Source organism: Paracoccus sp. (in: a-proteobacteria) (assembly GCF_030538695.1).
Lineage (GTDB): Bacteria > Pseudomonadota > Alphaproteobacteria > Rhodobacterales > Rhodobacteraceae > Paracoccus.
This window is the reverse complement of record NZ_JAUNTN010000013.1, coordinates 32,472-46,852: the sequence shown is the minus strand read 5'-3', so window position 1 is coordinate 46,852 and position 14,381 is coordinate 32,472. Positions and strand designations below refer to the sequence as shown.

The window sequence follows — 14,381 nt, the reverse complement described above, 5'->3', positions numbered from 1 at the left end:
TCACTTCCCTTTATCAATATTATTTATCGTAATGGAAACATCCAATCCGTCGCTTCCCCTTGCCTGAAAGGCAACTGAAACAGGATAATCCACACCACCCTCATAAATAGGGGTCACCTGATAGTTCACCACTTCCCCCGCCGCAACTGCATCATAGACATTTCTTTCAAAATCCCTCATCACGGGCGAGTTGGTATCCCTTTGATACAGCATAACCAGATTGCGTGGATCGCTCCCACTTCCACCCAGCATTTTTGCCAGCAAATGCCCGCGTGAATGGTTGTCATCACCATGCACATATCCCGGAGGCCGGATTGCACCTTTTGCACCTGTCCCCGTATTCAGTATATCTTTGGTAATCACGGCATTGATACCCTGCGCCTGACCCGCTGCGTTCACGCTGCCATAGTCGATATGTGCGCTGGCATTGGCAAGGGGGGTGTCAATCGCTGCGACGGTTGCGGGGATGCCGCGCGTAATATCGCCGGTTTCGGTGTAATAGGTCAGCAGATCATCCAACGAACGAGGGGCGGCGACAAAGCCCTGCCCGATGCTGCCGCCGGTCTCCAGCCGGGCTTGTTCGCGGATCAATGCCTGATCCAGTTCGCGCTGACGGGTTGCGAGCGTAGCCGGGTCCAGACTGCCATCCGTGGCGGCATTGGCCAATGTCAGCACTTCGGTTTCGATTTTGGCAATCTCCAACCAGGCTTCCCATGCGGCAGAACCGGGTTCAGGCGTCTGTTTGCCGGTCAGCAGCCGGTTCAGCCGGTCACGCAACCCTCCCGCGGCCTGCATCTGCTCTGCGATGTGGATATGGCGATCCAGTGCCTGCGGGTCGATTGCGCCAGGTCCGGTTTCGATCTGGATATTGCTTGCCCGCTTGCCGCTGGCGTCAAGGTCATAGGCAATGCGGATTCCACCCGGCGCCAGGTTCGTATTGTTTTGCAGCGGCACATCACCGCCCGCCATGCCACGCACACGCAGATCGGCATCGAGATCGGCAAAGTTACGCGCCCGCGTGCCAGCCACATGCGAGGCAACCCCCATGCCGCCCCAGAAAGCAATGTTCAACAGCGCCCCGGCCCGGTCCGCGCCGGACATCTTATCCCAATTCTGACCAAGCTGGACGGACTGATCCAGAATGGTCAGCGCATCGGCAGCATCCGCGGCATAGCTGACGCCTGCCACCATCCGCGCCATGCCCGGCGTGATTTTTGCCCCTGCTGCGCCAAGTTTCAACGCCCCGCCAATGGCTCCGACGGACAGCACACCTGCGGCGACCTCCAGCCAGTTCCCCCGCACCGAAGGATTGGACAGGTCCAGAATATCCTCGCCATGGGTGGCCTTGTCATAAAGCTCTTGCCCGGCACGTCCTGTCATCCACAAGGCCGAAGCCCCTGCGACAACCAATGGTGTGGCTGTGCCGCCAGTCCCGGCGATCAGCGCAACCCCGGCGACGATCCCCGCCCCCATGGCGACGGCATCCACCACCTGACCGAAACCTTCGGCAAAGCTATCGACCACGCCCGGCGTATTGCGATGCGTCAGCTCAGAAGCCGACAGGTCCAACCCCTGCGCATAGGTCATCTTGCCTTTCGGAAGGGTGCTGTTCTCATCCCAATCGTTCAGGTCACGATAGCTGCGGCCGCTGTGATCGACAAAACGGGCCGGTCCACCCTGCGGATCTTCGACGCGGAATACCGGAACAACTGCGGCACCCTGATCCTTGCTGGTGACGGTCACCGGCACAACCGTCACCTGCGCGGCCTCACCGCCGACGGCGCGGATCTGATCGGCCAGCTTGTCCAGCGCAGCATTGGCCGGGCTATTGCTGTAGAATCGGTTCTCCAGCCCGCGTTCCAGCCATGCCTCACTTAGACCATCCTGCGGCAGCGCATCCGGCGACATCCCCATCGCCTGCCCGACGATATTGCGCAGCGCCTCACCCGAGAGTTCCTGCGGCTCGGAGCCACGGGCGCGATAGGCTTCGGTTGCCTGTTCAGCATAGGATTTGGAAATACCCTCGGATTCCCAACCGCCTTTCAGCGCATCGGCAGGACGGCAACAACGGCCATCGCCGGCAATGTGATCCAGCGCCCATACCCGCAATTCAGGTGGGGTTTCCTGCGCGAACAGCATGTTACGGGTATCACGGTCGGCCAGCGCGGTTTCCAGATCGCGTGTCATTTGTTCACGCCGGATCCGGTCGGCATCGCTGTTTCCGGGCGCGCGCGCATTGGCAATCGCAGCCGCGAAATCGCTTTGCCCCTGCTGCGTAGTCAGGGCCTTGCCATCCTCGAACATGAAAGCGGCGGTGGCCATCCGCTCGGCTTGCGCTGGGTCCAGACGGTCACGGTCCGCCAGCACCGACCAGACCGCTTGTCGAGTCGTAGCAGGCATATGTGGCAGGATCGAGGCCAGTTGTGGTTCGACCCCCTCGGCCGCACCAATGACCGCTGTGGAGTCCAGTTGCAGCGCCTGTTGCAACATCTGATGGCGCACCGCACCATCCCCGACCGAAGTCATAATGCTGCCGCCCTGTGCGTAAACTTCTTGGGCCGCAAGCTCGGGTCCAGCCAAGCCCCGCGCCAGAGCTGCACGCGCCACCGGATCATGCCGAACCTCTGCCACAGCTTCGCGGATGTTCTCGCTGCGGACGGCAAGATTGGGTTGGTTACGCCATGCCTGCACGGCACTTTCAGCCAGCGCATCACGCTCGGCGGTCGTCAACTGGCCCAAATCCGATTCACCGCGCAGGGCTTGCCCGACACGCTTGCCGCCCTCTTGGTCGTTAAACAGCACAAGCACCGACTTTTCGGCAGTCGCATTTTCGTTCAGCCAGTTGTCGATTTGCGCCTTGCGCTCGGGCGTGGCCGGCGAAGATACGGGTGCAGGCGGCTTGGCCGCGACATTCGCAACCTGAGGACCGGCTTTTGCAGATGCCGTTTCAACAGAGGGTGCAGATGGAACCGAAACAGCTTTCTGGACAGCAGGAATGATGGGCCGAGCATTCCGGGTTTTGTCGATCATATACATGAAAACAAAGCCTTGGCTGATGGCGAACATGCAGAGTTGCTCTGACCATGACCCGGCAGGATGTCACGAATATGACAGCGGGATGATTTCTTGACGGCTGGCGAAAAGCCGCCGAAACATCACCCTAAAATGCAAAAAAGCCCCGGATGCGCGATGGCATCCGGGGCTTTGCAATGTCGCGGGCTTATTTCACCGTGATGCGCCCATCCAGTTGTGGCGCATAATCCGGGCCTTGCTTTGCCAGATATTCCGCCAGAACATCGGCCAGATCAGGGCCAAAATCATAGGCGTTGCTGCCCTTTTCGGCAAAGACCGCATAGCCATCACCGCCACCGCGCATATAGTTGTTGCTGACGACGATGTAATCCTTGGCCGGGTCGATCGGTTGCCATTCGCCACCCTCATTCACCTGCACATCACTGATGCGGCTGCCTGCGGGGGATGCCGGATCAACCGTATAGCGCAGCCCGGCAACTTGCGAGAACCGGCCCGCGCCTTCTTCCATCTGGCTGGCACCGTTCTCCAGTGCCTCGACCACACCCGCGCCCGGCAAGGTAAAGGTGGACAGGGTGTTCTGGAACGGCAGCACCGACAGGACTTCGCCCATGGTGATCGGCCCGGCGTCAATCGAGGCCCGCAAGCCACCGCCGTTCTGGATGGCAATGGTCGCGCCCTGATCCTTGACCCGATCCAGCATCGCATCCGCGACCAGCACGCCCATTTCACATTCCTTGGCCCGGCAATCGGCGCGGTCAGCACCAATGGGGGCCTTGGTCTCGGCCACGACCTTCTGGCGCAGCTCCTCCAGCGGTCCGGCCAGTTCCGCCACGCGCGCGGCCACGGTCTCATCGGGCTGCACCGAGGCGTCCAGCAGCAATGGTGCGCCCGTTGCCGATTTCAGATTGCCCGCGTCATCAAAGGTCAGGGTCAGATGGCCCAGATATTTGCCATAGGCATAGGCCGTCGCCACCGGCACCTGTGCCCCATCCGCGCCTGCAACCATCGTCGGATAGGCCCCTTCGGCCCCGTCCATATCCCCCAAAAGCGTGTGCGAATGGCCGCCGATCACCGCATCCACACCCGGCACTTGCGCAGCGATTTCCTGATCGCGCAGATAGCCGACATGGGTCAGCGCAATGACCTTATCAACACCCTGATCCGCCATCGCTTGCGCCTGCCCTTTCAGGCTGTCGATGTCGTCGCCGAAGATCACCGACTTACCCGGCGAGGCGGTTTCCGGTGTATCCGTTGCCAGCGCCGAGATAATTCCGATCTTTTGGCCGCCGACTTCCAGCACCGTGCTATGCGGCACCTTGCCCGCCAGCACGTTGGATTGCGACACGTCAATATTGCCTGAAATCACCGGGAAGCTGACGCCATCGGCCAGCACCGCCAGCCCTTCGGGACCATCGTCGAACTCGTGATTGCCAACCGCCATGGCGTCATAGCCCAGCAGGTCCATAAACTCGACCGTATCTTTGCCTTTATAGGTCGTATAGAACAGGCTGCCCTGATACTGGTCCCCTGCATCCAGCAGGATCACGTTTTCGCCACCAAGCTGATCGCGCAGCGATTTAACCGCCGAGGCCATCCGCGCGATACCGCCAAAGCATTCACCCTTGCCTTCGGTCTCGGCATCGCAAGTGCTGTCATATTTGTTGATTGATTCGATGCGGCTGTGAAAATCGTTGGTATGCAGGACGTGCAGGGTAAAATCGGCCTGCGCAGCCCCCGCGCCAAGCGCAAGAACGGCGGCAGACAGCATAAGACGGTTCCGCATGGATGACCTCCGGGTTTAATGATGACCGCAGGTTTGCCGGAACGGCTGCATATCGCAACCCCTGACAGTGCTTGACCGGCAGGAAAGTCGCGGCGATAAGGTCGCCATGCTGATTTTCAAGATTTTTCGTCTGGCCGAATGGAACGATCTGCGCACGCGCGGGGAAACCCTTGGCGCGCCGGTCGATCTGGCCGATGGGTTCATCCATTTCTCGACCGTTGAGCAGGTTCGGGAAACCGCAGCCAAGCATTTCGCCGGGGTATCGGATGCCATTCTGGCGGCGCTGGACGGTGCGGCGCTTGGCGATTCGCTGCGGTGGGAAGTGTCACGCGGCGGGGCGTTGTTCCCACATCTGTATCGCGCGTTGCGGCTGGATGAGGTGCTATGGCACCGACCTCTGCGGCTTGGCCCGGATGGGCATGATTTCGGAGATTTGGGATGAAATTGATCGAGCGTATCGGCCTGGCCGCGCTGCACCGGCTGGACCCGGAAACCGCGCATGATCTGTCGATCAGGGCGCTGGCAACAGGGCTGGTGCCGCTGCCTGGTGGGCCGGTAGGTTCTGACCGGCTGGCCTGCGAGGTTGCAGGGATGCATCTGGCGAACCCGATCGGGCTGGCGGCGGGCTATGACAAGAATGCCCGTGTGGTCGGGCCGCTGTCCCGCGCTGGTTTCGGCTTCATTGAGGTCGGCGCCGCGACGCCGCGGCCGCAACCGGGGAACCCCAAGCCGCGCCTGTTTCGGCTGACGGCGGATCACGCCATCATCAACCGCTTTGGGTTTAATAATGAGGGGGCTGGAATCATTGGCCAGCGCCTTGCGCAGCGTGTGGCGGGCATCCCCGTCGGGCTGAACCTCGGCGCGAACAAGGACAGCAGTGACCGCATGGCCGATTTCGCGCAAGTCGTTCAGATGGCCGGGGTGGGCGCGGATTTTCTGACCGTCAATGTCAGCTCTCCCAACACGGAAAAACTGCGCGACCTGCAAGGTCCCGAGGCGCTGGCCGCCCTGCTGTCCGGTGTGCAGGCGGCGCGTGATGCCCTGCCCGGCCGCCGCCGTCCGGTCTTCGTGAAACTCGCCCCTGATCTGGACGAGGCAGGGCTGGCCGATCTGGCAGCAGTCGCACTGAACGCCCGCATCGACGGGCTGATTGCCACCAACACCACCCTGTCGCGCAACGGCCTGACCGATCCGCAGGCGCAACAGGCGGGCGGGCTGTCAGGGCAGCCGCTGTTCGACCGCTCGACCGCTGTTCTGGCGCGACTTTACGCGCTGACCCGTGGCGAGATCCCGCTGATCGGGGTTGGCGGCATTGCCAGCACCGAACAGCTTATCGCCAAGCTGCGGGCTGGTGCCAGTGCTGTTCAGTTATATAGCAGCCTGATCTATCAGGGCTTTTCCATGCTGCCGCGTTTGGCGGCGGAACTGGATGACTACCTGTCCCGCAACCACATGACCCTGCCGGAACTCACCGGAAGCGCCTAAAGCATCTCGCGCAGGCGCAGCATGTGATCCATTGAGCTGAATGGCTCAGCACAACCGGCATCACCCACGATCCGCGCCGGAACCCCGGCGACGGTCTTGCAGCCCGGCACGTCCTCCAGCACCACCGAACCAGCAGCGATACGGCTGCGTCCCCCCACATGGATATTGCCCAAAATCTTGGCACCTGCACCGATCAGCACGCCATTGCCGATCTTGGGATGGCGGTCCCCATCCTCTTTGCCGGTGCCGCCAAGCGTAACGGAATGCAGCATCGACACATCATTGCCCACGACCGCAGTTTCTCCGATCACGATGGAATGGGCGTGGTCAATCATCACCCCCGTGCCGATCCGTGCGGCGGGGTGAATATCGACACCGAACACTTCGGAACAGCGCATCTGCACGAAATAGGCCATATCATGCCGCCCGTTCTGCCACAGGAAATGGCCAAGGCGATAGGCTTGCAGGGCTTGGAACCCCTTGAAAAACAACATCGGCTGCATCAGGCGGTGGGTGGCAGGATCGCGTTCATAATGGGCCAGCAGGTCGCGGCGGGCAGCATCGACCAGCGCCGGCTCCTGCCCATGGGCGGCATCGGCAATCTCGCGCAGCACCTGCTCCGACATCTCGCCCGAGGCCAGTTTCAGCGCGAAACGATAGGCCAGCGCGCTGGAGAAACTGCCATGATGCAGCAACCCGGCATGGATCAATGCGCCAAGCAGCGGCTCGGCCTGAATGGCCTCCTGCGCCTCAAGGCAGATGCGCGGCCACAATTCGTCCGCACTGATTTCCCCGATCCCGTCCATGCGATCCTCCGACAGATACCCCCTCGCCCTACGCCAAAACGCGGGCGAGGGAAAGCGTCAGGCCGGAATCGCCACCGTCAGCCAATGCACCGAAACGCTGATTGCACCGCCAGTAAAAGCACCCCCTTCGGCGCTGATGACCAGCGGGGCGGGCGCCCAATAGGTCATGGGCAGCGACAGCATCCCCCCTGCATAAGAGCCAGCGTCCAGCCCAAGCCCCTTGCCAAAGCGGTCGCTGCCGCCGCCATCGCTGTCCACCGTTCCAAGCCGCCAAGTCTTTGCGCTGCCGGTGATCTTCTCGACAACCCTTGCACTGGCACCGATCACCATTGCACCTGCGGGGATATAGACCAGAGATGTGACCCGCTCACCCGCCGTCAGCGTCACCACAGCTTCGGCCAGCCCGGCGCTCAGCCCGCTGCCAAGCGCCCCCATCGTGATCGCGCCAATGCGCCAAGCCTTGCCGTCGTGGATCGCAGGCAGCCCCCTGTCGCGGAGCATCGCCCGCTGACCTGCGGCCGGGTCGGCAAAGACCCAGCCGCCATTTGCACCAATGGCGATGCGCCCGCCCTGCCCGGCCCATGCGTTGACAGCACTTGCCGGGACGCCATAGGCGACCCCATCCACGACCGTTTCAGGCGGGGTGGCCAGATCCGCGCTTTCCAGCACCAGATTGACCAGCCCATCCAGCCGCATCAGCCCTTCATTCACGGTGACATGCTTTTGCGCCTGCGCGGGCTGGACCAGCGGCAGGCCAAGTTTGGCGGTTTCCTGTTCAGACATGAATCATCCTCTCTGCGAAAAAGCCGGGGCCATAGGTTTCAGACAGTTGCGCGACCTCGACGGCGAAATCCCCACCCGCGCGGGCGGTATCCCAGACATCTTGCGGCACGGTCCAATTGCGGGCCGTCAGGCTGACCTCATGCAGCAAAGTGCCGTCGCGGGTCAGGCGCAGCAGGTAAGCTTCCAAGCCTTCGCCAAGCGGCACATCCGGGCCGTCCCAGCCGTCACCCTGCACCCGTGTGCGGCGCAGCCATGTGATCCGCCGCCCCTCGATCCGCAGATGCGCGGGCGATAACGGCCGCAACCCATTGCCCGCGAAAGCTGCCCTAGACCAATATCCGGCACCTTGGTCAACATAATAGCATCCGCATCTATTCTTTCAGCGACGGGCATGGAATCGTGACGCTCAGCTTGGCCCCGCCTCCGATGTCAGCGCTTCCAATACTGCCACCGCGCCCACCCATGATAACCCAGCTTTTCCAGTCGCCCTCGGGGGGCAACTGGTGCGGCATGGCCCAAAAGTCGAAAATCCACGGCAGGCTGACCAGCGCGTTTTCCGACAGGCTGGCCAGAAACGTCTCAACCTCCTCCGGCGCGGCGCAGGCAAGCCAGCCTGCGCCCGATTTCATCGCGTGCTGCGTCAAGGTCGAGCGCACCCACTCCGACCCCTCCGGCAATGTCCTTGCGAATCTTGTCAAGCTTGTTCCTTTCCTCCAGCACAAGCTGGGTTGCCACGCGAAGCTCGCGCACCAGCTTGACCGCATCCTTCACCTGATCCGTCTCGCCGTCGCGCAGCGCCCGGCGGACTCCGTTCAGATCCGCGGCGGTTTCGCGGAACAGTTCCTGTGCCACGGCCAGATCGGCCGCCGCCTTGTCGGGGCTGTAAGGCCCATCCGGGGCGCCCGGCCCCGGCTCGAATCGTGCTGTCATTGATTGCCCTGTCTCGTGTGCCTGTCCGCACGAGGCGAGGAATGAAAAAAGCGGCAAGGTCATTGACCCGGCCGCTTACCCACTTCTCCCAGCATGGGAACTTTCTATCTAAGGGCGTTCGCAAAGTCAACCTTTAAACCATGCAGCGAGCGCAACACCCCACAAAATCCCATGTTTGATAGGGTCCGCGCCCCGCAACACCCTCCGCAACATCTGCGGCAGCGGCCCTCTCATCTGCCGAAACATGGCATGAAAAAACCGGCGCGAGGGAATCGCGCCGGCTCCAGCTCCCGTAACGGATCACAGATCTCAGCCGCCATCCTGCACTGGCGAGTCAGCCGCCTGCCCCTGCCGCGCCTCGATCTCGCGCCAGCGGGCAACATTGGCGTTATGCTCCTCCAGCGTTGCTGCGAAAGCATGACCGCCGGTCCCGTCAGCGACGAAAAAGATGTAATCCGTCTGTGCCGGGTTCAGCGCCGCATTGATGGCTGCCCGACCGGGATTTGCAATCGGCGTCGGCGGCAGCCCGTCGATCTGATAGGTGTTATAGGGCGTGCGCCGATCCAGTTCCGAGCGCCGCAACCCCCGGTCCAGAATCCCCTGCCCGCCGGTCACGCCATAGATCACCGTCGGGTCGGTTTGCAGGCGCATCCCCTGATTCAGCCGGTTCACGAAAACGCCTGCCACGGTTTCCCGCTCGGCCGCCACCGCGGTTTCCTTTTCCACGATCGAGGCCATAATCAGCGCCTCCTCCGGCGTGCGATAAGGCAGCCCCATCACCCGGTTTTCCCATGCCGTTGCCAGAATGGCCGCCTGCCGCTGCTCCATTTCGTTCAGCAGCGCCTGCCGGTCGGCGTCCTTCTTGACCTCATAGGTATCCGGCGCCAGCGCGCCTTCCGCCGGAACGCTGCTGATCTCGCCCGACATGAAACCGGCTTCTTTCAGCCCTTCGACGATCTGCCAGCTTGTCGTGCCTTCGGCCACCGCAAAGCGCAGCCGCGCATCAGGTTGCGCCTCGGCCTGCATGATCGCCTCGGGCGCATCCTCGGTCGCAGGATTATAGCGGGCGCGGTCCTCATATTGGCCAGTCTGCGGATTGACGTCGCGCAACACCACCGTATTGCCCCGCACACCCACCCGGAAAATCACCTCGGTGCCGCAGGTGCTTGGCCCGCCAGCCGTGATCACATCGACGATCTGCTCCATACTGGCATGGGCTGGCACCAGATAGCTGCCGAATTTCAGATCACCTGCCTTGCCCGCATAATCCGCGCCGGTGCGGAAAATATAGGCTTGCGAAATCGCCCCTTGCTCGGCCAGCCGGTCGCTGACGGCGCGCAGACTGGCCCCCGGCGCGACCTGCACGCATTGCGCTACATCGCTGGGACCGGGGGCGCTATACTGGTGCCGCCCCCAGGCAACTGCCGCCGCAACCGCGACCAGCCCCAGAATAGCCAGCGTCATCAGGTTCGAGACGATATTGCGCCACATGGTCAGCGCACCTTGCCGACAACAAGGCTGGCATTGGTGCCGCCAAAGCCAAAGCTGTTCGACAGCGCCAGGTCGATCTTGCGACGCACAGCAGCATTGGCGCACAGGTCAATCGCCGTTTCCCGCGCCGGATCATCCAGATTCAGCGTTGGGGGGGCGATCTGGTCGCGGATCGCCAGCACGCAAAAAATCGCCTCGACCGCGCCCGCAGCGCCCAGCAAATGCCCGATGCTGGATTTCGTGGACGACATCGCCACATTGCCCGCTGCATCGCCCAGCAGACGCTCGACCGCGCCCAGTTCGATCACATCGGCCATCGTGCTGGTGCCATGCGCATTGATGTAATCCAGCGCGGCAGGCTCCAGCCCGGCCCGCTTCAGCGCTGCAGACATCGAGCGGAAACCGCCATCGCCATCCTCGCTCGGCGCGGTGATGTGATAAGCGTCGCCCGACAGGCCATAGCCCAGCACCTCGGCGTAAATCTTTGCCCCGCGTGCTTTGGCGTGTTCGTATTCCTCCAGCACGACAACACCCGCGCCTTCGCCCATCACAAAGCCATCGCGCTCTGCATCCCACGGGCGGCTGGCGGCCTTGGGATCATCCGCGCGTTTGGTGGACAGTGCCTTGCAGGCATTGAACCCGGCAATCCCGATTTCGCTGATGGGGGCTTCCGCACCACCTGCGACCATCACATCCGCGTCGCCCAGCTGGATCAGCCGCGCCGCATCGCCAATCGCGTGGGCGCCTGTGCTGCACGCCGTCACCACGGCATGATTCGGCCCCTTGAAACCAAAGCGAATACTCACCTGCCCGGAAACGAGGTTAATCAGCGAGCCGGGGATGAAAAACGGCGACACCCGCTTGGGTCCACGCTCATGGATCAGCACCGCCGCTTCGGCGATCGAGGTCAGCCCACCGATCCCCGAGCCGATCATCACCCCGGTGCGCTCACGCTGTTCTTCGGTTTCGGGTGCCCAGCCGCTGTCATTCACCGCCTGAACGGCCGCCGCCATACCATAAAGGATAAAATCATCGACCTTGCGGCGCTCTTTCGGCTCCATCCAGTCATCGGGGTTGAACGTGCCATCGCTGCCGTCGCCTTGCGGGATCTCACAAGCGTATTTCGTCACCACATTGGCCGGATCAAAGCGTGTGATTGGCCCCGCACCCGACTGCCCGTCCAGGAGCCGCGACCATGTTTCCTCAACCCCGCAAGCCAGCGGCGTGACCATTCCCAGCCCCGTGACGACAACTCTGCGCATGGTATTCCCTTCTGAATTATTCTGCCGCATGTGATACACGCGCCACCCGTTTCACGCAACGCGCGAAACCAGACCCCGCGCATCGCCTTTTTTTGCACATCAGGCACGGCCGATGGTTCACCGCCCGCCGATCAGATCAGCCTCTCGGCCCGGAAGGCTTCGCGCAAATCCGCCTGCGGGCGCGGCCCGACATGGCCGATCACCTCGGCAGCAGCCAGCGTCGCCATCCGGCCCGCAACCTCCAGCGGCCGCCCTGAGGCCAGCCCATAGATCAGCCCCGCCGCGAACTGATCGCCGGCCCCCGTCGCATCGACCGGCACCACCGGATCGACCCGCGCCGTCACCCGCCGCCCGTCCTCGATCAGCAAAGCGTCTTCGCCGGATCGGGTGCAGATCACCAGCCGGCAATCGCGGCTGGCCTGCGCCAGCGAGGCCTCCAGATCTTCGGTCTGATAAAGCGAGGTCCATTCATGCACATTGCCGATCACATAATCCATCGGACCGGCCACCAGGCGGCGGAAATCCTCTCGATGACGGTCCACACAGAACGGATCTGACAGCGCAATGCCCGCGCGCCCACCCGCCGCATGGGCCAGTTCAGCAGCTTTCAGGAACGCCTGCTTTCCTTTTGCCTTATCAAACAGATAGCCTTCCAGAAACAGCCAGCCAACACCCTGAAACGCGGCGGGGTCCACATCATCAGGGCTGATTTCCGCCGAAATCCCCAGATATGTGTTCATCGACCGCTCACCATCGGGCGACACGAAAATCAGGCTGCGCGAGGTCGGCAGGGAATCCCCCGCAACCGGCGGGTTCAGAAACCGCGTCCCCGCCAGTTCGCATTGCTCGGCATAACTCAGCCCCAGCGGGTCATTTGCCACCCGCCCGATAAAGCCGGTCCGCAGCCCCAGCTTCCCAATCCCGGCCAGCGTATTGGCGACTGAACCGCCCGGCAGCACCTGTGCATGAGCGCGCCCATCCGCTGCCCCGTCGGCCATTTCCTGCGCAACGGTCAGTTCTTCGGCCCGGCTCTGGTCCACCAGTTGCATGATCCCCCGCTCGATACCCAATGCGGTCAGCCGGGCGTCCTCGATCGGGGCGATCATGTCCATAATGGCATTGCCAATGCCGATAACGTCATAACTCATACGATTTTTTCCTCGTAAGGGCAGAGATCCCGGATCAGGCAATCCACACAGCGCGGCTTGCGGGCGGTGCAGATATAGCGGCCATGAAGGATCAGCCAGTGATGGGCGTTTTGCTGAAACTCTGCGGGGATATTGTCTTCGATGGCGCGTTCCACCTCGTCCACGTCGCGGCCCGGCGCGATCTGCGTGCGGTTGCCGACGCGAAAAATATGCGTGTCCACCGCCTGCGCCGGAAAATGCCAGACGCAATTCAGCACCACATTCGCCGTCTTGCGCCCCACCCCCGGCAAAAGCATCAGCGCGGCGCGGGAAGACGGCACTTCGCCGCCGAACTCCTCGACCAATATCCACGACAGGGCGATGACATTCTTGGCCTTTTGGCGGAACAGACCGATGGTTTTAATATGCTCGGTCAGCGCCTCCAGCCCGAGATCCAGCATTTGCTGCGGTGTCGTCACCTGCTGAAACAGCGCCGAGGTTGCCCGGTTCACCCCTGCATCGGTGGCCTGTGCCGACAGCGCCACCGCCACCAGCAGTTGAAACGCATTGCCATAATGAAGTTCGGTTTCCGGCTGCGGTGCCTGCGCCCGTAGTCGGGAAAAGATCTCGACCTGAGTGCGATAAGACAATGCTGCGGGTAATTTCGTGATTTTCCGGGCCATTCCGCCTGATGCAACGCAGGGCATGGCTTTGCAAGCCCCAGCCGTCGCCAATGCAATCCCACGGCTTCACCCCTGCGCGAGCGCAGGTCAGAACCGGAACCAGAGCAAAGCCCCGGCGTTGAATAGCAGAAGGAAAGCCGGGCAGGTCCAGCAATGCAGCCCATTCCGGCATTTCCGCAACTGTCAATGGAACGAGGCTATGATGATGAAAGCGCGTGTGACCCTTCTTCTGGCATCGGCGGGGATTTTGGGCCTTGCAGCCTGTGCGCCGACCGATGGAACCACAACCACCGGCATGAGCCGCACCGCGCAAGGTGCGATTGCCGGAGCCGCAGCGGGCGCGATTTACGGCGCCCAGCGGGACAATAAAACCGAAACCCGCGACGTGCTGCGCAGCGCCGCCGTGGGTGCGGCTGCGGGTGCCGCCGTCGGCGCGGTTCTGGATCAGCAGGAACGGGCGCTGCGCAGCCAGATCACCAACCCGAACATCCGCATCGTGAACAACGGCAGTTATCTGTCGGTCATCATGCCCGAGGGCATTCTGTTTGCCACCGATTCCGCCGCCGTGTCGGGTGCGGCGCAGAATGACCTTTACGCGCTGGCGCGGAACCTGAACCAATATCCGAATAGCCGGGTCGAGGTTATCGGCCATACCGATTCGACCGGCACCGCCGCCTATAACCTTGATCTGTCCGAGCGCCGGGCAAGGTCGGTTGCCGGTATCCTGACCGCAGCAGGGGTCGCGCAGACGCGGCTGGCGATTGCAGGTCGCGGGCAGGCGCAACCGATTGCCAGCAACAACACCGCCGAAGGCCGGGCGCAGAACCGTCGGGTGGAAATCAATATCCGCCCGACGCAATAAGCGGGACACAGCGACCAGAGGTCGGGCCATACGCCCGGCCTTTTGCATCAGATCGCCGCAAGCCCGGCAGAATATGCCAGACAGCGCCGCCAGAATCATCGCCACCATTCGTTTCATGGTGTCAGTCTGGCAGAAA

Annotated in this window: 14 protein-coding genes; 3 read left to right on the top strand and 11 right to left on the bottom strand. The window is 62.4% G+C overall.

The window, feature by feature from the left end:
* Entirely contained in the window at positions 1-3,066 is a 3,066-nt protein-coding gene (locus Q4G24_RS08800) for a DUF4781 domain-containing protein (RefSeq protein WP_303366146.1), read from the bottom strand.
* Positions 3,067-3,220: 154 nt separating this feature from the next.
* Complete coding sequence (locus Q4G24_RS08795) at positions 3,221-4,816, bottom strand: bifunctional UDP-sugar hydrolase/5'-nucleotidase (protein WP_303366145.1); 1,596 nt, start codon at positions 4,814-4,816, stop codon at positions 3,221-3,223.
* A gap of 106 nt (positions 4,817-4,922) precedes the next feature.
* On the opposite strand from Q4G24_RS08795, the gene Q4G24_RS08790 reads away from it, so the two are divergent.
* Positions 4,923-5,258 carry a DUF952 domain-containing protein gene (locus Q4G24_RS08790; protein ID WP_303366144.1) on the top strand — a complete coding sequence of 112 codons (336 nt, stop codon included), beginning with the start codon at positions 4,923-4,925 and terminating at the stop codon, positions 5,256-5,258.
* On the top strand, positions 5,255-6,301 hold the full coding sequence (locus Q4G24_RS08785; RefSeq protein WP_303366143.1) for a quinone-dependent dihydroorotate dehydrogenase: 1,047 nt from the start codon (positions 5,255-5,257) through the stop codon (positions 6,299-6,301). Before Q4G24_RS08790 ends, Q4G24_RS08785 begins: the two co-directional genes overlap by 4 nt.
* Here the strand turns inward: Q4G24_RS08785 and cysE are convergent.
* From cysE to nth, 9 genes are all read right to left on the bottom strand, one after another.
* Entirely contained in the window at positions 6,298-7,107 is an 810-nt protein-coding gene (cysE, locus tag Q4G24_RS08780) for a serine O-acetyltransferase (RefSeq protein WP_303366142.1), read from the bottom strand. The genes Q4G24_RS08785 and cysE overlap by 4 nt on opposite strands.
* 57 nt (positions 7,108-7,164) lie before the next feature.
* Positions 7,165-7,890, bottom strand: a complete 726-nt coding sequence (locus tag Q4G24_RS08775) for a DUF2793 domain-containing protein (protein WP_303366141.1) — start codon at positions 7,888-7,890, stop codon at positions 7,165-7,167.
* The gene (locus Q4G24_RS08770; RefSeq protein WP_303366140.1) at positions 7,883-8,194 is read right to left on the bottom strand and encodes a hypothetical protein; all 312 of its coding nucleotides are present in this window, start codon (positions 8,192-8,194) and stop codon (positions 7,883-7,885) included. Before Q4G24_RS08770 ends, Q4G24_RS08775 begins: the two co-directional genes overlap by 8 nt.
* A gap of 67 nt (positions 8,195-8,261) precedes the next feature.
* On the bottom strand, positions 8,262-8,519 hold the full coding sequence (locus tag Q4G24_RS08765) for a hypothetical protein (RefSeq protein ID WP_368660938.1): 258 nt from the start codon (positions 8,517-8,519) through the stop codon (positions 8,262-8,264).
* On the bottom strand, positions 8,470-8,820 hold the full coding sequence (locus Q4G24_RS08760; RefSeq protein ID WP_303366139.1) for a permease: 351 nt from the start codon (positions 8,818-8,820) through the stop codon (positions 8,470-8,472). Before Q4G24_RS08760 ends, Q4G24_RS08765 begins: the two co-directional genes overlap by 50 nt.
* A 309-nt stretch (positions 8,821-9,129) precedes the next feature.
* Positions 9,130-10,311 carry an endolytic transglycosylase MltG gene (gene mltG, locus Q4G24_RS08755; protein WP_303366138.1) on the bottom strand — a complete coding sequence of 394 codons (1,182 nt, stop codon included), beginning with the start codon at positions 10,309-10,311 and terminating at the stop codon, positions 9,130-9,132.
* A gap of 2 nt (positions 10,312-10,313) precedes the next feature.
* Entirely contained in the window at positions 10,314-11,573 is a 1,260-nt protein-coding gene (gene fabF / locus Q4G24_RS08750; protein WP_303366137.1) for a beta-ketoacyl-ACP synthase II, read from the bottom strand.
* A 131-nt stretch (positions 11,574-11,704) separates the two neighbouring features.
* Positions 11,705-12,721, bottom strand: coding sequence for an adenosine kinase (locus tag Q4G24_RS08745; RefSeq protein WP_303366136.1), 1,017 nt, complete (start codon positions 12,719-12,721; stop codon positions 11,705-11,707).
* Positions 12,718-13,383 carry an endonuclease III gene (gene nth / locus Q4G24_RS08740; protein ID WP_303366135.1) on the bottom strand — a complete coding sequence of 222 codons (666 nt, stop codon included), beginning with the start codon at positions 13,381-13,383 and terminating at the stop codon, positions 12,718-12,720. The genes Q4G24_RS08745 and nth overlap by 4 nt, the downstream gene beginning before the upstream one ends.
* A 199-nt stretch (positions 13,384-13,582) precedes the next feature.
* On the opposite strand from nth, the gene Q4G24_RS08735 reads away from it, so the two are divergent.
* Complete coding sequence (locus Q4G24_RS08735; protein ID WP_368660937.1) at positions 13,583-14,245, top strand: OmpA family protein; 663 nt, start codon at positions 13,583-13,585, stop codon at positions 14,243-14,245.
* The last annotated feature ends 136 nt before the right edge of the window (positions 14,246-14,381 follow it).